23 protein-coding genes and 2 pseudogenes are annotated in these 22,921 nt (G+C 64.6%); 11 read left to right on the forward strand and 14 right to left on the reverse strand.

The window, feature by feature from the left end:
• Window positions 1-108: 108 nt before the first annotated feature.
• The gene (locus tag IVB36_RS23355) at window positions 109-1,257 is read left to right on the forward strand and encodes a M20 family metallopeptidase (protein ID WP_085349193.1); all 1,149 of its coding nucleotides are present in this window, start codon (window positions 109-111) and stop codon (window positions 1,255-1,257) included.
• Between the two features lie 30 nt (window positions 1,258-1,287).
• Here the strand turns inward: IVB36_RS23355 and IVB36_RS23360 are convergent, their stop codons facing one another.
• The 13 genes and pseudogenes from IVB36_RS23360 to IVB36_RS23420 form a co-directional block, all read right to left on the reverse strand.
• Window positions 1,288-1,446 (reverse strand): hypothetical protein, encoded by a 159-nt coding sequence (locus tag IVB36_RS23360; protein ID WP_018453881.1) that lies wholly within the window; start codon window positions 1,444-1,446, stop codon window positions 1,288-1,290.
• Window positions 1,447-1,541: 95 nt separating this feature from the next.
• Window positions 1,542-2,123, reverse strand: a complete 582-nt coding sequence (locus IVB36_RS23365) for a flavin reductase family protein (RefSeq protein WP_026232615.1) — start codon at window positions 2,121-2,123, stop codon at window positions 1,542-1,544.
• Between the two features lie 31 nt (window positions 2,124-2,154).
• Window positions 2,155-2,991 (reverse strand): ATP-binding cassette domain-containing protein, encoded by an 837-nt coding sequence (locus IVB36_RS23370; protein WP_018453879.1) that lies wholly within the window; start codon window positions 2,989-2,991, stop codon window positions 2,155-2,157.
• Window positions 2,992-3,011: 20 nt separating this feature from the next.
• A complete protein-coding gene (gene ssuC / locus IVB36_RS23375; protein ID WP_018453878.1) occupies window positions 3,012-3,818 on the reverse strand; it encodes an aliphatic sulfonate ABC transporter permease SsuC in 807 nt (268 codons plus the stop codon).
• Entirely contained in the window at window positions 3,815-4,981 is a 1,167-nt protein-coding gene (gene ssuD / locus IVB36_RS23380; protein ID WP_245288374.1) for an FMNH2-dependent alkanesulfonate monooxygenase, read from the reverse strand. The genes ssuC and ssuD overlap by 4 nt, the downstream gene beginning before the upstream one ends.
• A gap of 8 nt (window positions 4,982-4,989) precedes the next feature.
• Complete coding sequence (locus IVB36_RS23385) at window positions 4,990-5,943, reverse strand: sulfonate ABC transporter substrate-binding protein (protein WP_018453876.1); 954 nt, start codon at window positions 5,941-5,943, stop codon at window positions 4,990-4,992.
• A gap of 38 nt (window positions 5,944-5,981) precedes the next feature.
• Window positions 5,982-6,944 carry a sulfonate ABC transporter substrate-binding protein gene (locus tag IVB36_RS23390; RefSeq protein WP_026232614.1) on the reverse strand — a complete coding sequence of 321 codons (963 nt, stop codon included), beginning with the start codon at window positions 6,942-6,944 and terminating at the stop codon, window positions 5,982-5,984.
• A 360-nt stretch (window positions 6,945-7,304) separates the two neighbouring features.
• Entirely contained in the window at window positions 7,305-8,471 is a 1,167-nt protein-coding gene (locus IVB36_RS23395) for a cytochrome P450 (protein WP_247393213.1), read from the reverse strand.
• Window positions 8,472-8,548: 77 nt separating this feature from the next.
• The gene (locus IVB36_RS23400) at window positions 8,549-9,337 is read right to left on the reverse strand and encodes a helix-turn-helix transcriptional regulator (RefSeq protein WP_026232612.1); all 789 of its coding nucleotides are present in this window, start codon (window positions 9,335-9,337) and stop codon (window positions 8,549-8,551) included.
• Between the two features lie 129 nt (window positions 9,338-9,466).
• Window positions 9,467-9,808 (reverse strand): annotated as a pseudogene (locus tag IVB36_RS23405) (DUF2200 domain-containing protein); the annotation flags it as partial.
• A gap of 291 nt (window positions 9,809-10,099) precedes the next feature.
• Window positions 10,100-10,808 (reverse strand): annotated as a pseudogene (locus IVB36_RS23410) (LLM class flavin-dependent oxidoreductase); the annotation flags it as partial.
• A gap of 98 nt (window positions 10,809-10,906) precedes the next feature.
• Window positions 10,907-12,136: an acyltransferase family protein gene (locus IVB36_RS23415; RefSeq protein WP_247393217.1), complete on the reverse strand. Its 1,230-nt coding sequence runs from the start codon at window positions 12,134-12,136 to the stop codon at window positions 10,907-10,909.
• Between the two features lie 85 nt (window positions 12,137-12,221).
• Window positions 12,222-13,346: a helix-turn-helix domain-containing protein gene (locus IVB36_RS23420; RefSeq protein ID WP_247337663.1), complete on the reverse strand. Its 1,125-nt coding sequence runs from the start codon at window positions 13,344-13,346 to the stop codon at window positions 12,222-12,224.
• Between the two features lie 204 nt (window positions 13,347-13,550).
• Here IVB36_RS23420 and napE point away from each other — a divergent pair, with 204 nt between their 5' ends.
• From napE to IVB36_RS23450, 6 genes are all read left to right on the forward strand, one after another.
• Entirely contained in the window at window positions 13,551-13,736 is a 186-nt protein-coding gene (gene napE / locus IVB36_RS23425; protein ID WP_085349182.1) for a periplasmic nitrate reductase, NapE protein, read from the forward strand.
• 25 nt (window positions 13,737-13,761) lie between these two features.
• Complete coding sequence (locus IVB36_RS23430; RefSeq protein ID WP_085349181.1) at window positions 13,762-14,076, forward strand: chaperone NapD; 315 nt, start codon at window positions 13,762-13,764, stop codon at window positions 14,074-14,076.
• A gap of 16 nt (window positions 14,077-14,092) precedes the next feature.
• Window positions 14,093-16,606 carry a nitrate reductase catalytic subunit NapA gene (gene napA, locus IVB36_RS23435; RefSeq protein WP_247337662.1) on the forward strand — a complete coding sequence of 838 codons (2,514 nt, stop codon included), beginning with the start codon at window positions 14,093-14,095 and terminating at the stop codon, window positions 16,604-16,606.
• Complete coding sequence (locus IVB36_RS23440; RefSeq protein WP_007614113.1) at window positions 16,603-17,073, forward strand: nitrate reductase cytochrome c-type subunit; 471 nt, start codon at window positions 16,603-16,605, stop codon at window positions 17,071-17,073. The genes napA and IVB36_RS23440 overlap by 4 nt, the downstream gene beginning before the upstream one ends.
• A complete protein-coding gene (locus tag IVB36_RS23445; RefSeq protein WP_018453867.1) occupies window positions 17,070-17,723 on the forward strand; it encodes a NapC/NirT family cytochrome c in 654 nt (217 codons plus the stop codon). The genes IVB36_RS23440 and IVB36_RS23445 overlap by 4 nt, the downstream gene beginning before the upstream one ends.
• Window positions 17,724-17,812: 89 nt before the next feature.
• Window positions 17,813-18,928 (forward strand): ATP-dependent RecD-like DNA helicase, encoded by a 1,116-nt coding sequence (locus tag IVB36_RS23450; protein WP_018453866.1) that lies wholly within the window; start codon window positions 17,813-17,815, stop codon window positions 18,926-18,928.
• A 94-nt stretch (window positions 18,929-19,022) separates the two neighbouring features.
• On the opposite strand, the gene IVB36_RS23455 is transcribed toward IVB36_RS23450, so the two are convergent.
• A complete protein-coding gene (locus IVB36_RS23455) occupies window positions 19,023-20,720 on the reverse strand; it encodes a caspase family protein (RefSeq protein ID WP_085359416.1) in 1,698 nt (565 codons plus the stop codon).
• A gap of 245 nt (window positions 20,721-20,965) precedes the next feature.
• On the opposite strand from IVB36_RS23455, the gene msrA reads away from it, so the two are divergent.
• The 4 genes from msrA to IVB36_RS23475 all read left to right on the forward strand — a co-directional run bounded on the left by msrA (window position 20,966) and on the right by IVB36_RS23475 (window position 22,883).
• Entirely contained in the window at window positions 20,966-21,670 is a 705-nt protein-coding gene (gene msrA / locus IVB36_RS23460; RefSeq protein ID WP_018453864.1) for a peptide-methionine (S)-S-oxide reductase MsrA, read from the forward strand.
• Between the two features lie 15 nt (window positions 21,671-21,685).
• Entirely contained in the window at window positions 21,686-22,105 is a 420-nt protein-coding gene (gene msrB, locus IVB36_RS23465; protein ID WP_018453863.1) for a peptide-methionine (R)-S-oxide reductase MsrB, read from the forward strand.
• A gap of 108 nt (window positions 22,106-22,213) precedes the next feature.
• Window positions 22,214-22,378, forward strand: coding sequence for a DUF3309 family protein (locus IVB36_RS23470; protein WP_083926348.1), 165 nt, complete (start codon window positions 22,214-22,216; stop codon window positions 22,376-22,378).
• 211 nt (window positions 22,379-22,589) lie between these two features.
• The gene (locus tag IVB36_RS23475) at window positions 22,590-22,883 is read left to right on the forward strand and encodes a hypothetical protein (protein ID WP_007596188.1); all 294 of its coding nucleotides are present in this window, start codon (window positions 22,590-22,592) and stop codon (window positions 22,881-22,883) included.
• The last annotated feature ends 38 nt before the right edge of the window (window positions 22,884-22,921 follow it).

Raw genomic sequence — 22,921 nt, forward strand, 5'->3', positions numbered from 1 at the left:
CGGTGCGTCCAATTCCGTGGACCGGCGACATGGCCGCACCGCGTTCTCCGACTAGGTCACACCGGCGCTAGGCCCTATAACCCGCGTGAGAACCACGCGAGGGTCAACATGTCTCAAGCTCAAATCACGGACTGGCTGGCGACGCAGCGGCAGGCGATGATCGACCTGCTGCGCGATGTCGTGAACATCGATTCCGGGTCGTATGACAAGGAAGGCGTCGATGCGGTCGGGGCGCGGTTCGAGCGGCATTTCGCCGAGCATGGCATTCCGTTCCGGCGCGAAAGCCATGCCACATTCGGCGATGCCATCCATGCCGAAGTCGCAAAGCCCGGCAGCAACGAGAAGCCGGTGCTGTTGATGGGACATCGCGACACCGTGTTCGGCAAGGGCGAGGCCGCGCGGCGTCCGTTCACGATTCAAGACAAGCGCGCCTATGGTCCTGGTGTTGCCGACATGAAGTCCGGCGTCGTCATGAACATATTCGTCGCAACCGCGTTCCACAAATTCGGCGGCAACCCGCACCCGATCAAGCTGCTGATCACCTCGGACGAGGAGATCGGCTCGCCCTCCTCGCGGCCGGTGATCGAGCGCGAAGGGCGCGCCGCGCGCGCCGTGTTCAATTCCGAGCCGGGCCGCCCGACCGGCAATATCGTCACGGGGCGCAAGGGCGGCATCTTCATGCATGTCGCGATCACCGGCAAAGCCGCGCATTCCGGCGCCAATTTCGCCGCCGGCGTCAGCGCGATCGGCGAGCTCGCGCACAAGATCGTCCATATCCACGCGCTGACTGATCTCGACAAGGGCATCACGCTCAATGTCGGCCTCGTCTCGGGCGGGCAGTCCGTCAACACGACGGCGCCTTACGCCGAAGGACAGATCGACCTGCGCTACGTCGATCCGGCGGACCGCGCGAGGGTGATGGCCGCGATCGAGACCATCATCGCGACGTCCTACGTTCCTGGCACCAGCGCGACGCTGACGGTCAAAGGCGAGTTCGTGCCGGTGGTACAGAGCGCCGATTCAAGGGCGCTGTTCGAGAACTATCAGGCCGCCGCAAGGCAGGCCGGCCTCACCACGCTCCAGGGCGAGTTCTCCGGCGGCTGCGCCGATTCCGGCTTCACCGCCGCGGTCGGGACACCGACCATCTGCGGGCTCGGCCCGGTCGGCGGGCTCGCGCACTCGCCGGAGGAATATCTCGAGCTCGACAGCATCGTGCCGCGCGCACAGGCGCTGGCGCTGGCGATCTTGCGGGGGTAAAAACAGGTGCCGCGCCCGCCCGCGAAAACCTCACGAATAGCTCGGCGCATCCGGCCTGCGGAAGATCTGGATGGGGTCGCCCGGCACGATCGGATGGCCGCTGAACATCGCATAGGCATAGAGCGCGAGATAGGCGATCGCGAGCGCGCCGACCGCATAGAAGGCCCAGGTCGCGACGCGTTTCATCATTGCGCTCCATTGCTGTCCCGGCGGGAGGCTCAGGCAGCGCTTCTAGAGCGATGAGGAGGAAAACGCCAGCCTGCACGGCCTGTCGCCGGCGGCGATCAAATGCCGCGCCGTACCTGGGTGGGAACGCTGACGTCCGCAAGCCGGAGTGCGTCTTCGTCCTGATCCACCGCCACGTACTGGCCGTGCCAATAGGCCAGCGCAGCGTTGCGGGTCGAATTCCTGACGTCTCTGACACGCCCGATGATGATCCCGTGCGAATGGCGCTCGAAGATCTCTTCGACCTCGCAATCGACGGCGGACAATGCGCCAACCAGCAGCGGAACACCCGAGACCGCCGTCACCCATCTGGCGCCCGCGAAACGATCGGCACCCTTGAGCCCGCCCTTGCCGGCAAAGCGCTCGGCGATGTCGAGCTGATCGGCCGCGAGGATGTTCACGCCGAAGGCGCCGTGGCGCCGGATCAGCGGGAAGGAGGAGGCGTCGCGGTTGATGCTGACGATCAGCGTCGGCGGATCGACCGAGAACGAGCTGACCGAGGTGACGGTCATGCCGGTGATGTCCTTGCCCCGTCCGGCGGTGATGACGCTGACGCCGCCGGTAAGGTGGCGCATGGCGCCGCGGAAATCGGCGGAGGAGACGGCATTTTCGGTCATGAGATCGCGGGGCACTACATTCATGGCTTCGTCCCCAAGCGGGGTCCCTGTCTATCTAGGTACGATCGTCCGCCGACAAAAGGTGGCTCAGGATCGAGCCTTCGAGACCCGCGAGCTCGGCCGAACCGCGTTGGCGGGGCCGGGCCGTGTTAACCACGACGTCATGGGCGATCCGCCCTTCCTCGATCACCAGCACCCGGTCGGCCAGCGCGACCGCCTCGGCGACATCGTGGGTCACCAGGATCGCGGTAAAGCCCTGGTCGCGCCAGACGCGCTCCAGCAACCGTTGCATCGAGATGCGGGTCAACGCGTCCAGCGCGCCAAGCGGCTCGTCGAAGGCGAGCACGCGGGGGCGCGAGACCAGCGCGCGGGCAAGCGCCACGCGCTGCTTCTGGCCGCCCGACAGCACCGAGGGCCACTGGTCGCGCTTGTCGGTCAGTCCGACTTCGGTCAACGCCTTATCGGCGCGTGTATGCGCATCACTGGATGGACGATCGCGGCCAAGGCCGACCTCGACATTGGAGAGAACGCGGGCCCAGGGCAACAGCCGAGGCTCCTGGAACATCACGCGGATATCCTCGGGCTTCACCGCGTCGCCCAGCGAGATGCTGCCGGCTTCGAACTTCTCCAGGCCGGCGATGAGGCGCAGCAGCGTGCTCTTGCCGCAGCCGCTCTTGCCCACGATGGCGACGAACTGGCCGGCGGGGATCTGCAGGTCGATGCCACGCAGCACCTCGTTGTCGCCGTAGGATTTGCGCAGGCCGCAGATGCTGAGCGGCAGGCCAGAGGTCTGCACCGGGCGCTCCTCGCGCACGACGCGGGCGTGAGGCGCGAAATTGGCCCGGCTGGCGAGTTCGGTGTCCGGAAGGGAGGTACGAAGGGCTGTCTGCATGTGATTCCCAGTATGTCTGCTCAGCGTTTCCAATAAGCGGGGTGCCAGGAGAGCGTCAGGCGCTCCAGCACGCGGGAGGCGCTGTCGGCGAGCTTGCCGAGCAGCGCGTAGATCAGGATCGAGAGCACCACGACGTCGATCAGCATGAACTCGCGCGCCTGCATCGCCATGTAGCCGAGCCCCGAGGACGCCGCGATGGTCTCCGCGACGATCAGGGTCAACCACATGATGCCGAGGGCGAAGCGGATGCCGACGAAGATCGAGGGCAGCGCGCCCGGGAAGATCACGCGGCGGAACAGCTCGCCGTCGCTCATGCCGTAGATCCGCCCCATCTCGATCAGCTGCGGGTCGACGGTGCGGATGCCGTGCAGCGTGTTGAGGTAGATCGGGAAGAACACGCCGAGCGCGACCAAAAACAGCTTCGCGCTCTCGTCGATGCCGAACCACAGGATGACCAGCGGGATCAGCGCCAGATGCGGCACGTTGCGCACCATCTGCAGCGTGGTGTCGGTGAGCTTTGACGACAGCTGCGACAGGCCATTGGCGAGGCCGAAGGCAAAGCCGATGCTGCCGCCGATCAGGAAGCCGATCGAGGCGCGCCAGAACGAGACCCAGATGTTGCGAACGAGCTCGCCGGAGAGCAGCAGCTTCCAGCCCGCAAGCAACACGTCGCTCGGCGCCGGCAGCACCCGCGTCGGCACGAAGCCGGTGACGCTGGCGACCTGCCAGATCGCAATGATGGCGAGCGGCACGATCCACTGGATCAGGCCGTCGACGCGCGGCAGGCGCAAACTGCGGGGAAGTGAAACGCTGTCGATCAGACTCATGACTGCGACACCTTCTGTTGCGGACGGAAGTCGCTGCCGACCGTTTCACCAAAAGGACCACCGTTGAAGTGCAGCCTGGTCACGTTGCTGGGCTGCTCCAGCGAGAGCAGCGGAAACACCAGCTCGGCGAAACGATAGGCTTCTTCCAGATGCGGGTAGCCCGACATGATGAAGGTATCGATGCCGATGTCCTGATACTCCCGAATGCGGGCCGCGACCGTCTGGGCGTCGCCGACCAGCGCCGTGCCAGCGCCGCCGCGCACGAGGCCGACACCGGCCCACAGGTTCGGCGCGATCTCGAGCTTGTCGCGCTTGCCGCCGTGAAGCTGCGCCATGCGCTGCTGGCCAACCGAATCCATCCGCGCAAAGTTCTTCTGCGCGGTCGCAATCGTTTCGTCGCTGACGTGCTTGATCAGCTCATTCGCCGCACGCCAGGCCGCGTCATTGGTCTCGCGGACAATCACGTGGAGCCGGATGCCGAAGGATAGTTTTCGACCGCGAGTTGCTGCGACCTCCCTCACCCTCGCGATCTTCTCGGCGACTAAGGCCGGCGGCTCGCCCCAGGTGAGATATTTGTCGACGGTGTCGACGGCGACGTCGATACCGGCATCCGACGAACCGCCGAAATAGAGCGGCGGACGCGGCGACTGAACCGGCGGAAACAGCAGCTTGCCGCCTTCGACATGGATGTGCTTGCCCTCGACATTGACGGTCTTGCCGGCGAGCAGCTCGCCATAGACGTTGAGGAACTCGCGGGTGACCTCGTAGCGCTCGTCATGGGCGAGGAAGATGCCGTCGCCCTTGTTCTCGACGGGATCGCCGCCGGTGACGACGTTGACCAGGAGCCGGCCGTTGGTGATGCGGTCCAGCGTCGCGGTCATGCGCGCGGCCACGCTCGGCGATTGCAGGCCGGGCTTGACCGCCACGAGATAGCGCAGCCGCTCGGTGAACGGCGCGACCGAGGAGGCGACGATCCAGGAATCCTCGCAAGACCGCCCGGTCGGCAGCAGCACGCCGAAATAGCCGAGCTGGTCGGCGGCCTGCGCGATCTGGCGCAGATAGTTGAAATTGACCTCGCGGCCGCCGATGCCGGTGCCGAGATAGCGGCCGTCGCCATGGGTCGGCAGGAACCAGAGGATGTTGGCGTTCGCTTGCTTGCTCATTTGTTTGCTCATGATCCTGGCTTCCGGGCCACGTCGGAAATCTTGATGGATTTGGGAATCAGGTTGAGCGCGAAGAACGCGTCCGCAACCTGCTGCTGATTGGCGATGACGGCATCGGTCAGCGGCTTGATGCCGTAGGATTGCCGCTTCAGCGCGACCTCGACCACCGGGACTGACAGGCCGATGGACGGCGCCAGCTGCTCGGCAACTGCGTGGATGTCGCCCTTGGCCCAGTCATCGACCGCGCTCAGCTCGGCCAGCACGGCGTCGACGATCCTCGGATTGGTTTCGAGGAATTTCTTCGAGGAGAAATAGAACTGGTAGTTGGCGACGATGCCGGTGCCGTCGGCGAGCGTGCGGGCGCCGGTCGCGGCTTCCGCGGCGGCCTGGAACGGATCCCAGATCACCCACGCATCGACCGCGCCGCGCTCGAAAGCGGCGCGCGCATCGGCTGGTGCGAGAAACACCGGCTCGATCTCGGAATATTTGACGCCGGCTTTCTCCAGCGCCTTGACCAGGAGGTAGTGGACATTGGAGCCCTTGTTGAGCGCGACCTTCTTGCCTTTGAGGTCGGCGACCGATTTCAGCGGGCTGTCTTTTGGCACCAGGATCGCCTCGCCCTTCGGCGCCGGCGGCTCGTAGGCGACATACTGGATCGGCGCGCCGGCGGCTTGCGCGAAGATCGGCGGGGCTTCGCCGGTGTTGCCGAAATCGATCGCGCCGATATTGAGCGCCTCGAGCAGCGGCGGGCCGGAGGGGAATTCGGTCCACACCACCTTGTAGCCGTCGGCAGCTAACTTCGGCTCCAGCGTGCCCTTGCTCTTGAGCAGCACCAGCTTGCCGTATTTCTGGTAGCCGATGCGGACGACCTTGTCCTGTCCGTAGGAGGTGCCGACCGCGGCGGCGACGATGCCGATCGACAGCACGATGGCTGCGATCAGACGCTGGATGATACGCCTCATGTTCAAACCCTTTTGAATGGGAAGGCTGGTTGGCACGATCAGGCTGCCGGGTTGCGCCAGACGATGTCGCGGATCACGATCGGCTTCGGGATCAGGCCGAGCTTGTGGAAGCGGTCGGCGACGCCCTGCTGGGTCGTGACGATGTCGTCGGTGACCGGGCCGACCACGAAATTCGCGCGATTGGCGGCGACGGTCTGGATGTCCAGTGGAACGCCGGTGACCGCGGCGAGCGATTTGGCGACCTCGTCGCGGTGCTGTTCGGCCCATTGACCAGCCGCGGTCGTCACATCGATGATCTGCTGCAGGATGGCGCCGTGATTCCTGGCGAATTCGCGGTTGGCGATGAAGAAGGAATTGGTCTTGGTGACTTCGCGCGCATTGATCAGGATGCGGCCGCCCTGCTTGGTCTCGCCGATCGCGAAATACGGATCCCAGATCGCCCAGGCCTCGATGCTGCCATTGGCAAAGGCAGGCCCGGCATCCGGCGGCGTCAGATAGACCGGCGTGATATCGGCATAGGTCAGGCCGGCTTTCTCGAGCGTCTGCACCACGATGTTGTGGGCGCTGGAGCCCTTGGTGAAGCCGACGCGCTTGCCTTTCAAGTCGGCGATGCCGCGGATCGGCGAATCCTTCGGCACCAGGATGCCCTGCCCGTTGGTGATGGGCTGGCCGGCGGCATAGACGATCGCCGCGCCCGCGGCCTGGGCGAACACCGGCGGGGAGTCGCCGACCGCGCCGAAATCGATGCTACCGACATTCATTGCCTCCATCATCGGAGGCCCCGACGAGAACTCGACCCATTTCACGTCGATGCCCAGGGGCGCGAAATGCTTTTCCAGGGCGGCCTGCTGACGCGTGATAACCAGCACGCCGGTCTTCTGGTAGCCGACACGAATGTCCTTCACCGCGCCTTGTGACGTTGCTTGCGCGTTGGCGTGCGAAACGAATGCGGCGGCTGCCGCAGTTCCAACGGATAGTTTGAGAAAATCCCGACGTTGCATCCGACACTCCCGGCCGCGTGCGGCCGTCCTTCATTCGTGCTCGGGAATGATGGGGCGGCTTATCGGAGGTGTCGAGACGCGCGGAAAAATAGCGATGCATGCACTGCGCACGTGGCGGAGCGCATGATTAATCTTTCGATCCACGGAGCGAACGCAGGGGATATTTTTCCGCACGCGAATGTGAAAAACGCACGCAACCGAGCCGAGAAATTAAAAATCGCGAAAACAACCCCATGCACAGTAGCCGGGGCGCGCGAAAACAATGACTTACGCTTATCCGAAATTGACCTTGACTCGTCGGGCAAAACAGGAGCAGGATGGCATCGTGGCGGCGTTGCGGATGGACCGGTCCCTGCCGGCCTAATGCAGCCATCTCACCGGTAGATTCTGCAGCCCGCGAAAGGCCCATCCGCCGATCCGTACCGGCTCGTCGTCGGCGATCTCGAGCCGGCCGGCACGGGCGAACAAGGTCGGCAGTGCGACGTCGGCAATCATGGCGCGCGAGGCCCAGGCGCCGGCGCAGAAATGCGGACCGGCGCCGAACGCGACGCTCTTGGCCGTATCACGCCGCACGTCGAACTGGTCGGCGCGCTCAAAATGCTTCTCGTCGCGGTTGGCGGAGCCGAACATGAGGAATACGCGTTCATCGGTTTCGAACGCGACGTCGCGGATCGTCCACGGCTTTGCGATGCGCCGCGGCGACATGCCGATCGGCGAGATCCAGCGGGCATATTCCTCGAAGGCCTGGAGCCACGTCACCTCGCCCTTGCGCACGAGATCGAGCTGGTCGGGATGGGTCAGCAGCGCCCACACCGTGCCGGCGATCGCCTTGCGCGGCTCGTTCTGGCCGCCGGAGATCGCGAGCTTGACGTTGGCGCGCACGCTCTCCATCGCCATGCCGGACGCGAGGAGCACGCCGAGGATACTCTGGTCGGGATGCTTGCGCATCACCGGCAGGATGTCGTCGATCGCGGCATCGATGCCCGACGTCGCTGCATGGCAACGCGCCTCGACGGCCGCGTCGCCGCTGTAATTGGCGATGCCCTCGATCATGCCCTGTGACCAGGCGTCCATGTCCGCAAAGCCGATATTGGTGAGGCCGGTGATCGACTTCAGGCATTCGCCGGAGAACGGCAACGCGAAGTCGCGCATGAAATCGATCCGCCCGGGCTCGATCGCGTCGATGATGCGGTCGGCATGGGCCTGGAACAGCGCGGCCCAGTGCGCCTTCACCGTCTTCGGCGACACCGTTGGAAACATCGCGCGGCGCTCGACCTGATGCGCCTCGCCGTCCTTGCGCATCATGTTGTGGCCCATCAGCCGGTTCATCAGGCCCGCGGGCTGGTGCGAGGAGAACACGTCGATCTGCTTCTCGGAGATCGAGATATCGTCGCGGCTCGTCAGCAGTGTCGAGCCCAGCTGCGGCACGAAGGCGATCGGCGCCTCCTTGCGCATCGTTGCCAGCATCGGATATGGATCGGCCCAGAATGCGGCCGGGTCGATGTCGATGCGCGGCGCGGTGCTCAAGCTTCGCTCCATTGCTGTTCGCCACCGAGGTTAGCGGCTTCAGGAGGCGCCGTCTGTCCCCAGCGATTGGGACAGCTTCAGTTCAGGCCGCGCGGGCCGGCGAGCAGGCGCAGCACGATCGCAAACAGCTCGCTTTGTGACGAGATGCCGAGCCGCTCATAGGCGCGCTTGCGATAGGTTAGCGTCGAATGCAGGCTGATGCCGAGCGTCTGCGAGATCGCCTCGGAGCTGAAGCCGGAGAGGATGCGCCGGCAAACGTCCTGCTCGCGCGGGGTGAGGCTGGCGAGCGGCGCGCGCGTCGCGAAGAGCGCGGCGAGAGACTGCTCGGTCGTCGCAGCCGAGCCGTGCTGGAAATGGCGTGCCACGCTCGCACTGATGGCCGGTGCGATGGCCTGAAGCCGCGCACGCTGGGGGGCGCTGAAGCGGCCCTGGACAGCGATGCGATAGAAATTGACGTAGAAGCAGGTGTCGTCGACCCAGATCGCGGTCGCGCATTTGTCGACGATGCCGGAATCCACAAAGAACATTTTTCGGTAGCGGGCGCCGTACATGCGCGGCGCGAAGGCGGGCAGCACGAGCGTGGCGCGGCCCTCGCCTTCGAACAGCGCATCGCGGTTGGGATCGGATTGGTGGAACTGGCCGGCATAGGCAGCGCCGAGATCGCCGCCGATCGGGATGTTGCCGGCATCGAGCAGGCAGTGTGCGGCGCCCGCGCGGCTCAGCGCGAACACCATGCAATGCCCGACCCCGGCCTGCCGACGCAACGTCTCGATCAGGACATCAGGGAAATCCGGGCGACCGATGGCAAGCACGGCGGGCGTGACATCCCCAGCTGCCGGATTTGCGGGCGTCCCGCGAGGGCGCATCGTTTTCTCCCCATCGCCCTTTTGACGAAATTTATCAGCAATGGCCGCGCAGCGGAAGGCGGGTGTCGCCCGATATCTCCTGCCACGTCGCCGAGCCGGCGGACGAAGGGGCTCAGGAAGCACTTTTGGCAGAATCCTGTCCATTGCTTTTCCCTTGGCCAGCTCATCGATCAGCTTGTCCAGGTAGCGGATCTCTCGCATCGTGGGTTCTTTGACGTCCTCGACCCGGACGCCGCAAACCACGCCTGTGATCAGGGTTCGCGAAGGATTGATCTTTGGGGCCTTCGCAAAGAAGGTTTCGAAGTCCGTCCCCTGCTCCAGTTGAGCTTCCAATTCCGTCTGACCATAGCCCGTCAGCCAGGAGATGACCTGATCGACCTCTGCTTTGGTACGTCCTTTCTTCTCCGCCTTCGCAACGTAAAGCGGGTAAACGCTTGCGAAGCTGGTGGTATAGATCCTGTGTTTCGCCATAACCACTCCATGGATCTCGCTGCGGCCGAAGGCCTTATACGATATCATCGATGGAGTTGCCTGTAGAGGTTCTGACTGAGAAGCCCCGCGAAGCAATATACGGCGGCAAATGCGCTCCATCAAAGCGCCAGTGATATCGGTCACTGAGCGTTCAAGGCAGTTGCGGCACTCTGCATCGTGCCAGCGCAACCACGTTCCGGGCGGCCGCTGAGGTGACTGTCTCGACAGTGTTTTGCCGGCACCCCCTGCTAGGTTAGCAGAATTCGCACCCAGCAGGGTATGCTCGGATGTGAAGCTTACTCGCCATGTTCGGGTTGATCTCGTAGTCGGCGAGCTTGGCGAGACGCTTGGTCATGGCGTTGTAATAGGCGTGCACCCAGGCGTGCGCGGCGTCTGCGCTGACGAACTGGAAGCCGAGCGCACCAAAGCCCTGGCGGCCGGCGCGCTCGATGGTCGGCAGCTGCGAGCAGGCCATCCACAATGGCGGATGCGGCTTCTGCACCGGTTTTGGCACGACGTTGCGCAACGGGATGTCGAAATATTTGCCGTGGTGCTCGCTTCCTGCGTCCTTGAACATCGGGAAGATCGCGGCGACGGCCTCCTCGAACACCTCTTTCTTGGTCTCCATGTCGCGGCCGAACGGCGTGAGCTCGGTGATGGAGGCGCTCTCGCCCATGCCGAATTCGCAGCGGCCGTTGGAGAGCAGATCGAGCACCGCGACGCGCTCGGCGACACGTGCGGGGTGGTTGGTCGTGAGCTGGAGGATGCCGTGGCCGAGCCGGATGTTCCTGGTGCGCTGGCTCGCGGCTGCGAGAAACGATTCCGGCGAGGGCGAATGCGAGTATTCTTCGAGGAAGTGATGCTCGACAACCCAGGCGTGGTCGTAGCCGAGGCTGTCTGCGAGTTCCATCTGCGAGAGCGCGTTCTGATAGAGGCTGAGCTCGTCGCCGGCCACCCACGGCCGTGGCAGTTGCAGCTCATAGAAGATGCCGAACTTCATGACGCCGTCTCTCCCAGGTTTTTTTGCAGGTTTTCTTGCAAGTTTTCTTGCCGTTTATGTTTTTGTTGCGGGCATCTTAATGGGCGGGGCGGCGCTGTCTACGCAGTCGCAATTCCGCCTTGCGGGAGAAGGTGCTTTTCGGCACGGCGGCCATTCAGGACCACGCCGATGAAGGTGAAGCGCACCAGCAGATGATAGCTCGCCAGCATCGGAGGAAGCGCGACGACGAGAAGAACACCGAACTTGATCAGACCGGGCCAGTCGAGCTGCGACAGCGCGACCTGCAGCGCCATCACGATCGGCAGATGGATCAGATAGAGCCAGTAGGATGCATCGGCGAGATAGCGCCAGGTCGGGCTGAAGCCGGACATGAAGCGGAGCGCGAGGCCGATGACCGCAAAGGTCGAAATCCATATCGCCGGCGCATACAGGATCACGGAGACAAGCCGGAGCGTGGCGAAGCCGAAAGGCAGTTTCGGTGCACCCGGCGCGGACGTCATCGCCCCAACCAGCACGAAACTGATCAGGATCAGAGTGATTGCGAGCAGAAGATGCGGGAGCCAGCGCCGCTCAATCAGTCGCAGCAGATCGATCTGCCGATGCAGCAGCCAGCCGATCGCGAAGGCGGTGCCGAAGCCAATCCAGGCCTGCGCGTTGGTGACGAGCGATTGATCCGGCGTCCTCACGCCCGTCACGTTGATCCAGCGTTGGTCGAGGCAGAAGGCGGCGCCGATCGGGATTGCCAGAACAAGGGGGGCCAGCGGACTTTTCATGATCCCGGCGAAGACGCGGTCAATCACCGCTCGCCACCTGCCTGACGCATTTAGCCAGACAAATGCGCCGCGCAGCAGCAGCACGACGACATAAAGCTCCAGCAGCACATAGATGAACCAGAGATGGGTCAGGGGGAAATTCGGCAGCACCGGTGGCCAGCTGCGGGACCAGCCGCCGTTCGGGAAATGAGACGCCCAGATCGCGATGAAGTACATGGGCGTGAACAGGATCGGCCAACCGATCACGAGCGGCAGCCCGATTCTCAGGAGCCTGTCGCGGACGAAGCCCCTGACGCCCCGGCGATGAAAGCTCATGCGCGCGAAGAAACCCGCCATCAGGAAGAAGGTCGTCATCCGGAAGACGTGGATGGTGAAGGTCAGCAGGCCCAGGAGCAGGCTTGGATGGGTGTCCTGGATGAACCAGAACCGGGGCGTGGCGGGCACGAACGACATGGCCGCGTGCAGGACGATGCCGAGCAGCAGGGCGCCGCCCCTGAGTGCGTCGAGAGCGTGCAGCCGGTCCGATGCAGGGGTGGCGGCGGTCGAAGGTGACATGGGTGGGCTCATTCGGCTGGCGAGAGGATCTGCCGGACAGTCTGCCCAATCCGGGCGCGGCGCTCTTGCCTGATCCAAAAATCGGCTAGCCGATTTCGCGGCGCGGCGGGCTAAGTTCAGCGCTGTCGGGCCGGCTCAGCGCCTCACGCCGGAATTCGGTCGGGGTCATGCCGGTTTCGGCCTTGAACGCGCGATTGAAAGGTCCGATCGACTGGAAGCCCGCATCCATGGCGATGGTCAGCACCGGGACGTCCCGTTGCGTCACGTCGGACAGCGCGAGCCTGGCGTCCTCGATACGGTAGCGGTTCAGGAAAGCGTTGAAGTTGCGATAGCCCAGCCCTTCATTGATCGCCTGGCGCAGCCGATGCTCGGGTACGTCGAGCCGAGCCGCGAGCGCCCCGATCGCGAGACCTTCCTGCCGGTAGGTTCGCTCCACCGTCATCAGATGGTCGAGGCGCCGGAGCAGGATCGGGTCGACGACGACCCGACCCGCGGCTGGGCCGGCGGCCGGGGGTTGCCTCCCCGCCTCGCCGGATGCGATCGCGGCCGTGGCGTCATTGACGGCCATCGCCGGCGCGCTGAACAGGCCGATGCCGGCAAGCATGGCCACCACGAACAGCCCGAGCGCGGTCGGGAGACTGCCCGGCGCGCCAGGAACCGCGACGGGAATTGCGGCGAAGCCGGCGACGGCGACGGTCGCGATGAGCACGACATTGATCGCAAGCATCGCCAGCCGCAGTCGGCGTCGCCGCGCGACCAGATCGGCTCGCCAGGTCTTGACCGTCTGAACCGCAGCAGCGAGGGCCAGCACCAGGGTGGCCAGAGCCAGGACTCGGCCGCCTGCGCCGGCCAAAGCGGGCCAGTTCGCCCAGGCCAGCGTGATCGCAAATCCGAAAACCACGATGCTCAGCCACAGGGCGCCGTGCCAACGCCTCAGCACGAAATCGTCGTCGAACGCCGCGCGCGCCCACAGCCAGAAGACGGCAGGCTGCGCGGACAGGATCGGCAACACCCACCACCACGCCGTTTTGGGGAGATTGGGCGCCGTCGCGATCGCATAGAACATGCCGCCTGCGCACATCGCGATGCCCAGCAAAGCCTGTTGGCCGGTTGCACGACGCAGCAAGGCCACGAGAACGATCAACAGGAACACGCCGCTGGCCGCGCCGCGAAGTCCGAGATCGATCGCCGTCAGCCCTGTCGCGTTCACAACCCGGATCCCCGTTCGATGCCAAACTGTCGCATCGCCTTCGCACGGGTACAACCCAAACTTGCCGTCGTGGCAACGGCCGCAGCGACAGCCGCAGATTGGCGGATTGATCCAGATCAACGCGGCAGCGGCCCGAATGCATCAAAAATGCAGCAAGGCAACGGCCCGGATGCCGTCCCAATCCCCCCATTCAGAGAGACGAGCATGTCGGCGCGTGACGACACGACCGGGCGTGTGCGCCGCAAGCGCATGGAGATTTTCGCATTCCTGTTCCTGACCGCGGTCGTGATGCCCGTCCTCGCGGTCGGAACGGTCGGCTCCTACGGCCTCGCCGTCTGGATCTACCAGATGTTCGCCGGCCCTCCCGGCCCACCGCCCTCCCTGCATTGATCCCTTAAAGCGAAAGACAGGCATCATGGCCCACGCCACACTCAACCGCCGTGCCTTGATCACCGGCCGGGTGCTCAGCGCCGAGCGCGTCATCGCCCCGCCCGGTTGCGAAATCGCCAGCATCATCGTGCAGGCGCGCCCCGAGCGCCTGGACCAGCTGGAAGCCGCGATCACCGCCCTTGCCGGCTGCGAGATCCACGGCCGCGACCCGCGAGGCAAGCTCATCGTCGTGACCGAGGCGCCTGATTCCGGCAGCCTCGGCACCCTGCTCAACACCATCCAGTCGCTGCCGGACGTCTATTCGGCGGCGCTCGTCTTTCACGCCATCGAAACGGCTTAAGGCCGGGAGAGTCGTCATGACATCGCCAAAGCTCGACCGCCGCCAGATGCTGAAGCTCGAGGCCGCCGCCATCGCGGCCGCCGCTGCGGGCATGCCGGCACCGGCGCTCGCCGCGAACCTCATCGCCGAGCGCGACGTCGCCGAACTGAAATGGGACAAGGCCGCCTGCCGCTTCTGCGGCACCGGCTGCTCCGTGATGGTCGCGACCAAGAACAACCGCGTCGTCGCCACCCATGGCGACACCAAGGCCGAGGTCAATCGCGGCCTCAACTGCGTCAAGGGCTACTTCCTCTCCAAGATCATGTACGGCCACGACCGCCTGACGCAGCCGATGCTGCGCAAGACAGGTGGCAAATACGACAAGAACGGCGAGTTCACGCCTGTGTCCTGGACCGAAGCCTTCGACATCATGGAGGTGAAGTGGAAGGAGGCGATCAAGAAGCGCGGGCCGAACGGCGTCGCCATGTTCGGTTCCGGCCAGTGGACGGTTTGGGAGGGCTATGCGGCCGTGAAGCTGTTCAAGGCCGGCTTCCGCACCAACAACATCGACCCCAATGCACGGCACTGCATGGCCTCCGCCGTGGCCGGCATGATGCGCACCTTCGGCATCGACGAGCCGGCCGGCTGCTATGACGACATCGAGGCCACCGACGCCTTCGTGCTGTGGGGCTCCAACATGGCGGAGATGCATCCGATCCTGTGGACGCGCCTCGCCGACCGCAGGCTCTCCGCGCCGCATGTCCGCGTCGCCGTGCTCTCGACCTTCGAGCATCGCTCGTTCGACCTCGCCGACATCGGCATGATCTTCAAGCCGCAGACCGACCTTTACATCCTCAACGCCATCGCCAACCACATCATCAAGACCGGCCGGGTCAACAAGGACTTCGTCGCCGCGCATACCATCTTCAGGCGCGGCCAGACCGACATTGGTTATGGTTTGAGGCCCGAGCATCCGCTGCAGAAGAAGGCGACAGGCGCGGCGAAGGCCAACGATTCCACCGAGATGAGCTACGACGAGTACGTCAAGTTCGTCTCGGACTACACGCTGGAGAAAGCGGCGGAGATGTCGGGCGTGCCGCTCAATCGCCTGGAGGCACTGGCCGACCTCTATGCCGATCCCAAGACCAAGGTGGTCTCGTTCTGGACCATGGGCTTCAACCAGCACACCCGCGGCGTCTGGTGCAACAACCTCGTCTACAACATCCATCTTCTGACCGGGAAGATCTCCTCGCCCGGCAACAGCCCGTTCTCGCTGACCGGCCAGCCCTCGGCCTGCGGCACCGCGCGCGAGGTCGGCACCTTCTCGCACCGCCTGCCGGCCGACATGGTCGTCACCAACAAGGAGCACCGCACCAAGGCCGAGCACATCTGGCAGCTTCCCGAGGGCACCATTCCCGACAAGCCCGGCGCGCACGCCGTGTTGCAAAGCCGGATGCTGAAGGACGGCCTGATCAATGCCTATTGGGTGCAGGTCAACAACAACCTCCAGGCCGGTCCCAACGCCAACGAGGAGACCTATCCGGGTTTCCGCAATCCCGACAATTTCATCGTGGTTTCGGACGCCTATCCCTCGGTGACGGCGCTCGCCGCCGATCTCATCCTGCCGACCGCGATGTGGGTGGAGAAGGAAGGCGCCTACGGCAATGCCGAGCGCCGCACGCAGTTCTGGCACCAGCTCGTCGCTGCCCCGGGCGAGTCGAAGTCCGATCTGTGGCAGCTCATGGAATTCTCAAAGCGCTTCAAGATCGAGGAGGTGTGGCCGGAGGAGCTGATCGCCAAGAAGCCGGACGTTCGCGGCAAGACGCTGTTCGACGTGCTCTACAAGAACGGCCAGGTCGACAAATTCCCGAGTTCGGAGATCGAGGACGGCTACGCCAACGAGGAGTCGAAGGCGTTCGGATTCTACGTGCAGAAGGGCCTGTTCGAGGAATATGCCGCGTTCGGCCGCGGCCATGGTCACGACCTCGCGCCGTTCGACGCCTATCACCGCGAGCGCGGCCTGCGCTGGCCCGTCGTCAACGGCCAGGAGACGAAATGGCGCTTCCGCGAGGGCAGCGACCCCTACGTCAAGCAAGGCACCGACGTGCAGTTCTACGGTTATCCCGACGGCAAGGCGCGGATCTTCGCCCTGCCTTACGAGCCGCCGGCGGAATCGCCCGACAACGAATATCCCTACTGGCTCTCCACCGGCCGCGTGCTGGAGCACTGGCATTCCGGCACCATGACGCGCCGGGTGCCCGAACTCTACAAGGCCTTCCCCGAGGCCGTCTGCTTCATGCATCCTGACGACGCGCAGGAGGCGAAGATCCGCCGCGGCGACGAGGTGAAGGTGGTCTCCCGCCGCGGCTTCATCCGCGTCCGCGTCGAGACGCGCGGCCGCGACCGGCCGCCGCGTGGCCTCGTATTCGTGCCGTGGTTCGACGAATCCAAGCTGATCAACAAGGTGACGCTGGACGCCACCGATCCGATCTCGCTGCAAACCGATTACAAGAAGTGCGCCGTGCGCATCGAGCGGATGAACATGTCATGATGAAACGATTTGGAGTAGCGCTGCTCGCAGTCGCGATCGCGGCTGGCGCGAGTTCGCTGACCGCGCAGACGGTGACGTCAGGTCTGCGCGGCCCGACGCCGCTCAACGACGAAGGCCCGGCCCCGCCGATGCTGCCGAACCGCAACACCTCTGAAAGAGAAGTGCGCAACTATCCGGAACAGCCGCCTGTCATTCCGCACACGATCGACGGCTATCAGATCGACCTCAACGGCAACAAGTGCCTGTCCTGCCATGCGCGGGCGCGCATCGCGGAATCGCAGGCGCCGATGGTCTCGATCACCCACTTCATGGACCGCGACGGCCAGTTTCTGGCTTCGATCTCGCCGCGCCGCTTCTTCTGCACGGAATGCCACGTGCCGCAGAACACCGCCAATCCGCCCGTCAGCAACGACTTCACCGACATCGACACGCTGCTGTCGCGCGCAAGCCCCGGTGGCCGCCGATGACGACGACCGCTGATGAACCCGGCGAGGGACTGAAGGCCAGACGCGGCTTCGTCGCGCGAAGCTGGGACTTCGCGCGCGAGCTCTGGCAGGTGCTGATCCGTCCGAGCTCGGTGTTCGGGCTCGGCGTGCTGGTGCTGGCGGGCTTCATGGCCGGCGTGATCTTCTGGGGCGGCTTCAACACCGCGCTGGAATTGACCAACACCGAAAAATTTTGCACCGGCTGCCACGAGATGAAGGACAACGTCTTCGCCGAGCTGAAGTCGACCATCCATTTCGCCAACCGCTCCGGCGTGCGCGCGACCTGTCCGGATTGCCACGTGCCGCACAACTGGACCGACAAGATCGCCCGCAAGATGCAGGCCTCCAAGGAGGTCTGGGGCAAGATCTTCGGCACGATCGACACCCGCGAGAAATTCCAGGATCACCGGCTCGAACTGGCGGCGCATGAATGGGCGCGCTTCAAGTCCAACGATTCGCTGGAATGCCGGAACTGCCACAGCGCCGATTCCATGGACATCACCAAGCAGTCGCCGCGCGCCTCGGTCGCGCACCAGCGCTTCCTGTTCACCAAGGAAAAGACCTGCATCGACTGCCACAAGGGCATCGCCCACCATCTGCCCGACATGCGCGGCGTTCCCGGCTGGCAATAGGGCGCCCCGCCCGGCTTGAACCAGCGGTGCGAATGGTTAGTTTTGGGGCTGGCGAATCGCTCCGTTTTCGCCCCCTCCTCAAGACAGACATGGCCACATTCACCCCGCATCAGGATGCCGCGCTCAAGGCCGTTGGCGACTGGCTCAAGGCCAAACCCGGCCGCAACGGCACGCCGCCGGTGTTCCGCCTGTTCGGCTATGCCGGCACCGGCAAGACCACGCTGGCGCGGCACATCGCCGACGGCGTCGACGGCGAGGTGAAGTTCGCCGCCTTCACCGGCAAGGCGGCGCTGGTCATGCGCAACAAGGGGTGCGACGAAGCCTCCACCATCCATTCGCTGATCTACCGCACCCGCGAATCCGGTGAGGAGCAGCCCAGCTTCGAGCTGTGGGACGACGCCCCGGCCTCCAAGGCCAAGCTGATCGTGATCGACGAATGCTCGATGGTCGATGCCGAACTGGGCCGCGACCTGATGTCGTTCGACTGCCCGCTGCTGGTGCTGGGCGATCCCGCGCAGCTGCCGCCGATCCAGGGCGGCGGCTTCTTCACCAATACCGAGCCCGACGCGATGCTGACCGAGGTGCACCGCCAGGCCCAGGACGATCCGATCGTGCGGATGTCGATGGACGTCCGCGAGGGCCGCGAGCTCGACATCGGCCGCTACGGCGAGAGCGAGGTGGTGTCGCGCAAGGAGCTCGACCCTGATCGCGTCATGGCCGCCGACCAGGTGCTGGTCGGCCGCAACAACACGCGACGCGCGTACAACATGCGGGTGCGCCAGCGCCAGAACATCGAGGACATCTTCCCCGTCGCCGGCGACAAGCTGGTCTGCCTGCGCAACAACCGCAAGAAGGGCCTGTTCAACGGCGGGCTGTGGCGCGTGAAGTCGCGCAACACCTCGCGCTCGAAATCCCGCATTCTCAGCATGAGACTGTCGCCGGACGAGGATCTCGGCCACAAGGTGACCAAGGTCTCGGTGCGCGCCGATTGCTTCGAGGGCGGCGTCGAGGCGATCGCCTGGGAGCAGCGCAAGCCCTATGACGAGTTCGACTACGGCTACGTGCTGACCGTGCACAAGTCGCAGGGCTCGCAATGGGACGACGTCGTGCTGTTCGACGAGAGCTTTGCGTTTCAGGAGAGCCGGGCGAGGTGGCTGTACACGGGCATCACGCGGGCGGCGAAGCGGCTGAGCATCGTGGTTTGAAACTGCGGTAGTCCGGATGGAGCGCAGCGTAATCCGGGGTTAGCTCCGCGATCGTGATTCCCGGATTTCGCTGCGCTCCACCCGGGCTACGAAGTCACTTCCCCGCGACGAAATAAAAATCCTCGCGCCCCGGCGGCGAGCCGTAGGAAAACGGCTGCTGCTCGTGCTTGGTCACAAGCCAGACATCGTCGCGAACGATGTCGAACAGTTTTCGGATCTCGACGCGCGGCATCTTGATCTCGCGAGCGAGCGCGGTGGCGAACGGGCTGTCGGCGCCGCCGTCGCCATCCATCGCGGTCTCGCCGTGCTTGGCGGCGTAGACCACCATGAAGCCGGCGCCCGGCTCGATGTTGGAAAAGCCCTTGTCCACGAGCTTGAGCGACAGCGTGCGCTGCATGGTCGGCGCGAACGGATTGTCGCGACAGGCATCCAGCATCACCAGACGCACTTTTCGCGCAGCGCCCACCGCCGCGATCACCTGCTCCAGCGCGACCGCCTGGGTCTCGGCGTCCCTGTCGGCGGCGAGCTTGGCGTCGACGGGAACGAGATAATTCACGCCGCCGATCTCGAACCCGTGGCCGGCATAATAGACCACCGCCCAATCCGCCTTCTCCGCCTCGGCGGCAAACGTCTGCAACGCTTCGAAGAACTTGTCGCGGGTGAGGTCGCTGACGGATATCACGGTCTGGAAGCCGACATCGCGCAGCGCGGCTGCGATCATTTTCGAGTCGCGTGGCGGATTGGGCAAGGCGTGGACGTTCTTGTAGGCGCCGTTCCCGATCACCAGCGCCACACGGCGCCCCGTGGATCCGGCCGGTGCCTGCGGGGTCAGCGCGGCCAATCGCTCCTGCGCGATCGCGCGGGCGCGCGCGACGTCGAGCTCGTCGAACTTCGTCAGCGAATAGGCCGCCGCACGATAGTCGGCACGGGCCTGGGCGAGATCCTTCTTGCGCTCGTAGATCTGGCCGCGACCTGAATGTGCCCGGACGTTGTTCGGGTTGATCTGGATGGCCGTGTTGTAGTCCTTCAGCGCGGCGTCGAAATCGCCCTTCAACATGTTGACGTCGGCGCGATTGTTGATCGCGTACGTGTTCTTCGGCTGCTTCTCGATTAGGCCGTTGCAGTCGGCGAAGGCCTGGTCGAACTTGCCCATCATGCCGTAGGTGATGCAGCGGTTGCCGGTGATCTGCTGCGCGGCCGGTTCGATCTTCTCGGCCTCCGCGAAATCGGCAATCGCGCCGTCAAAATCCTGCATCAGCGTGCGCACGCGGGCGCGGTTGGTGTAGCCGAGCAGGAACCTGGGCGCGTATTTGATCGACAGGTTGAAATCGTCGAGCGCGCTTTGCAGCGCACCCCGGCGCAACTGGATGACGCCGCGGTTGTTGTAGGGGACACCGTAGGTCGGGCGCTTCTGGAGCGCGAGGTCGTAGTCCGCCATCGCATGATCGTCCTGGCCCGTCCGCTCATAGGCGAGGCCGCGCAAATTGAGCGTGACGACGTTGTCGGGATCGAGGTCGACGGCCATGGACAAGGTCTCGATGGCGTGGCCGTAGTCGCGCTTGTTGAGCAGTGTGTTACCGCGCACGGAGAGCGCGATGGCCTTGTCCTTGCCGGTGAGCCGGTCGGCGTTGAGCAGCTTGTCGCAGGCCTGCGCCCTCGCCTGTGCATCCGCCTGGCGGTCGCGGCAAATGGCGAGGTCGTCGCCGGGTTGCGGTTCGGCCGCCGCGAGCGAGCTCCAGCCGGCCAGGATGGCGAGCACGACGACGAGGGTCAGGGATGCCACGCGCAGCATGTTGTCAGGTCAGCTCCAGCCACGATTCTCTTAAGTCGATCACCGATCGCGCCGGTTCATCTAGCGCGGAGTTCCGGTCGTCGCCAAGCCGGGCCGCTGGAGGCGGCGCGTTTCACGGACTCGTGTCCCTCCGGCCGTAACAATCGCCCGGTCCGCCCGTATCTCGAATGTCCGAAAATGCCGGGCAGGCTGTTCGCCCGGCCCCAACCGCCCTAGACTGTCAGACCTTCCGAAAGAGGATCGCCATGCGCCGACCTGCCGTCCTGTCCCTGCTCGCCGCAACCACCGCACTGACGCTGGCCTTTGCCGCGCCGACCCGGGCCGCAGAGGATGCGGTCGTGATCCCCGCTCCTGCCGTTGATGTGGCCCCCGCAAGCGGGATCCAGACCGCCGTGATCGCCGGCGGCTGCTTCTGGGGCGTGCAGGGCGTGTTCCAGCACACCGCGGGCGTCGTCAACGCGGTCTCCGGCTACGCCGGCGGCACCAAGGCGACGGCCGACTACCAGACCGTCTCGAGCGGCCGGACCGGCCACGCGGAATCCGTCGAGATCAAATACGACCCCAAGAAGATCTCCTACGGCAAGATCCTGCAGATCTACTTCTCGGTGGCGCACGACCCGACCCAGCTCAACCGGCAGGGCCCCGACACCGGTCCGCAATATCGCTCGGCGATCTTCACCACGTCCGACGAACAGAAGAAGGTGGCCGAGGCCTATATCGCCCAGCTCAACGGCGCCAAGGTCTTCAGCAAGCCGATCGCGACCAAGGTCGGCGCGCTGGAGGCATTCTATCCGGCGGAGGCCTATCACCAGGATTATCTGACCCTGCACCCGAACCAGCCCTATATCGCCTACAACGACCTTCCGAAGGTCGAGAACCTGAAAAAGCTGTTCGCGGATAACTATATCGAGAAGCCGACGCTGGTGAGCGCCAGCAAGGCCACCAACTGAAAAAACGGGAGACCCATGCCCGACACCAAGACGAAAACCACGGACGACAAGGTCATCAAGAGCGAAGAGCAATGGCGCAGCGAGTTGTCGCCGATGCAATTCGCGGTGCTGCGCGAGAAGGCGACCGAGCGTCCCTTCTCCGGCGAATATGAGCACGACCACCGCGCCGGCACCTACACCTGCGCCGGGTGCGGCAACGTGCTGTTCGAGTCCGACGCGAAGTTCGATTCCGGCTGCGGCTGGCCGAGCTTCACCCAACCCGCCGTCGAGGGCCATATCGAAGAGGAGCGGGACGTCAGCCACGGCATGATCCGTACCGAGGTGCTGTGCGCCAAGTGCAGCGGTCATCTCGGCCATGTCTTCCCCGACGGCCCGGGACCGACGGGCTTGCGTTACTGCATCAATTCCGCCGCGCTGAAGCTCGAACCCAAATAAACCTTGCGCGGCGCCGAGTTCCGTCATGGAACCCGGCGCCGCGATGTGCTTTTCTTCCCTGGTGGTGCGGCTGGCTATGGCGTGGCGGCGGCCGCCAGGGAGGATGCCATGACGCTTGGGACCATCCTGATCATCCTGGTGATCATTTATCTCGTCGGCGGCCTGTCGGGCCGCTTCGGCGGCTACGGCTACGGAATGGGTCATTCCGGCATGGGGATCGGCGGCCTCGTCCTGGTGGTGCTGCTCGTGCTGCTGCTCCTTGGCAAGCTGTAGACCATTCAAGTCGCTGATATTCCTGCAATTTCCCGGGCTGCGGAGCTGCCATGCGCAGATTCATCATCTCGCATCGCGGGGGTCGCAATTTTGTCAAAACGGGCTATATTAGAGGACGAAAATGACATGTGCGGCGCCCACTCAATCGTGGCCTCTGCCCGTCCCAACCCCACGCGCTTAAAGCCCCAGAGAGATCACGAGGTCTTTGACCATGCGTCCACTGCGTCCGTTCAACTTCAACACTTCCGCCGAACTCTTCCCCGCTGCGATCCGCAAGAAGAAGCGTGCAGGCTTCACCTATCGCCGGTTCGGCACCGCGGCCGAAGCCGTCCAGTTCGCGATGGAGCAGTTGCCGACGGATTCGCTGAACGGCGCCTATCTCCAAGTCGAAGAAGCGCGCTTCGACCAGAACGGCATCCGGTCGCTCTATGAGAGCGAAGCCTTCCCGCTGCCCCGCCACCGCAAGCCGGTGGAAGCCAGCACCGACGCTGCCGACGCGGCGTAAGTTTTCGTCACGCGCTCCGATGTGCGCTGAAAGCGCGA

Origin of the sequence: Bradyrhizobium sp. 35 (assembly GCF_023073215.1) — a bacterium.
Classification (GTDB): Bacteria; Pseudomonadota; Alphaproteobacteria; order Rhizobiales; family Xanthobacteraceae; genus Bradyrhizobium; species Bradyrhizobium canariense_D.

Coding starts and splice junctions, on each gene's coding strand:
- IVB36_RS23355 (WP_085349193.1), top strand. CDS start 109: ATGTCTCAAGCTCAAATCACGGACTGGCTGGCGACGCAGCGGCAGGCG.
- IVB36_RS23360 (WP_018453881.1), bottom strand. CDS start 1,446: ATGATGAAACGCGTCGCGACCTGGGCCTTCTATGCGGTCGGCGCGCTC.
- IVB36_RS23365 (WP_026232615.1), bottom strand. CDS start 2,123: ATGAATGTAGTGCCCCGCGATCTCATGACCGAAAATGCCGTCTCCTCC.
- IVB36_RS23370 (WP_018453879.1), bottom strand. CDS start 2,991: ATGCAGACAGCCCTTCGTACCTCCCTTCCGGACACCGAACTCGCCAGC.
- ssuC (WP_018453878.1), bottom strand. CDS start 3,818: ATGAGTCTGATCGACAGCGTTTCACTTCCCCGCAGTTTGCGCCTGCCG.
- ssuD (WP_245288374.1), bottom strand. CDS start 4,981: ATGAGCAAGCAAGCGAACGCCAACATCCTCTGGTTCCTGCCGACCCAT.
- IVB36_RS23385 (WP_018453876.1), bottom strand. CDS start 5,943: ATGAGGCGTATCATCCAGCGTCTGATCGCAGCCATCGTGCTGTCGATC.
- IVB36_RS23390 (WP_026232614.1), bottom strand. CDS start 6,944: ATGCAACGTCGGGATTTTCTCAAACTATCCGTTGGAACTGCGGCAGCC.
- IVB36_RS23400 (WP_026232612.1), bottom strand. CDS start 9,337: ATGCGCCCTCGCGGGACGCCCGCAAATCCGGCAGCTGGGGATGTCACG.
- IVB36_RS23415 (WP_247393217.1), bottom strand. CDS start 12,136: ATGTCACCTTCGACCGCCGCCACCCCTGCATCGGACCGGCTGCACGCT.
- napE (WP_085349182.1), top strand. CDS start 13,551: ATGTCGGCGCGTGACGACACGACCGGGCGTGTGCGCCGCAAGCGCATG.
- IVB36_RS23430 (WP_085349181.1), top strand. CDS start 13,762: ATGGCCCACGCCACACTCAACCGCCGTGCCTTGATCACCGGCCGGGTG.
- napA (WP_247337662.1), top strand. CDS start 14,093: ATGACATCGCCAAAGCTCGACCGCCGCCAGATGCTGAAGCTCGAGGCC.
- IVB36_RS23440 (WP_007614113.1), top strand. CDS start 16,603: ATGATGAAACGATTTGGAGTAGCGCTGCTCGCAGTCGCGATCGCGGCT.
- IVB36_RS23445 (WP_018453867.1), top strand. CDS start 17,070: ATGACGACGACCGCTGATGAACCCGGCGAGGGACTGAAGGCCAGACGC.
- IVB36_RS23450 (WP_018453866.1), top strand. CDS start 17,813: ATGGCCACATTCACCCCGCATCAGGATGCCGCGCTCAAGGCCGTTGGC.
- IVB36_RS23455 (WP_085359416.1), bottom strand. CDS start 20,720: ATGCTGCGCGTGGCATCCCTGACCCTCGTCGTCGTGCTCGCCATCCTG.
- msrA (WP_018453864.1), top strand. CDS start 20,966: ATGCGCCGACCTGCCGTCCTGTCCCTGCTCGCCGCAACCACCGCACTG.
- msrB (WP_018453863.1), top strand. CDS start 21,686: ATGCCCGACACCAAGACGAAAACCACGGACGACAAGGTCATCAAGAGC.
- IVB36_RS23470 (WP_083926348.1), top strand. CDS start 22,214: ATGACGCTTGGGACCATCCTGATCATCCTGGTGATCATTTATCTCGTC.
- IVB36_RS23475 (WP_007596188.1), top strand. CDS start 22,590: ATGCGTCCACTGCGTCCGTTCAACTTCAACACTTCCGCCGAACTCTTC.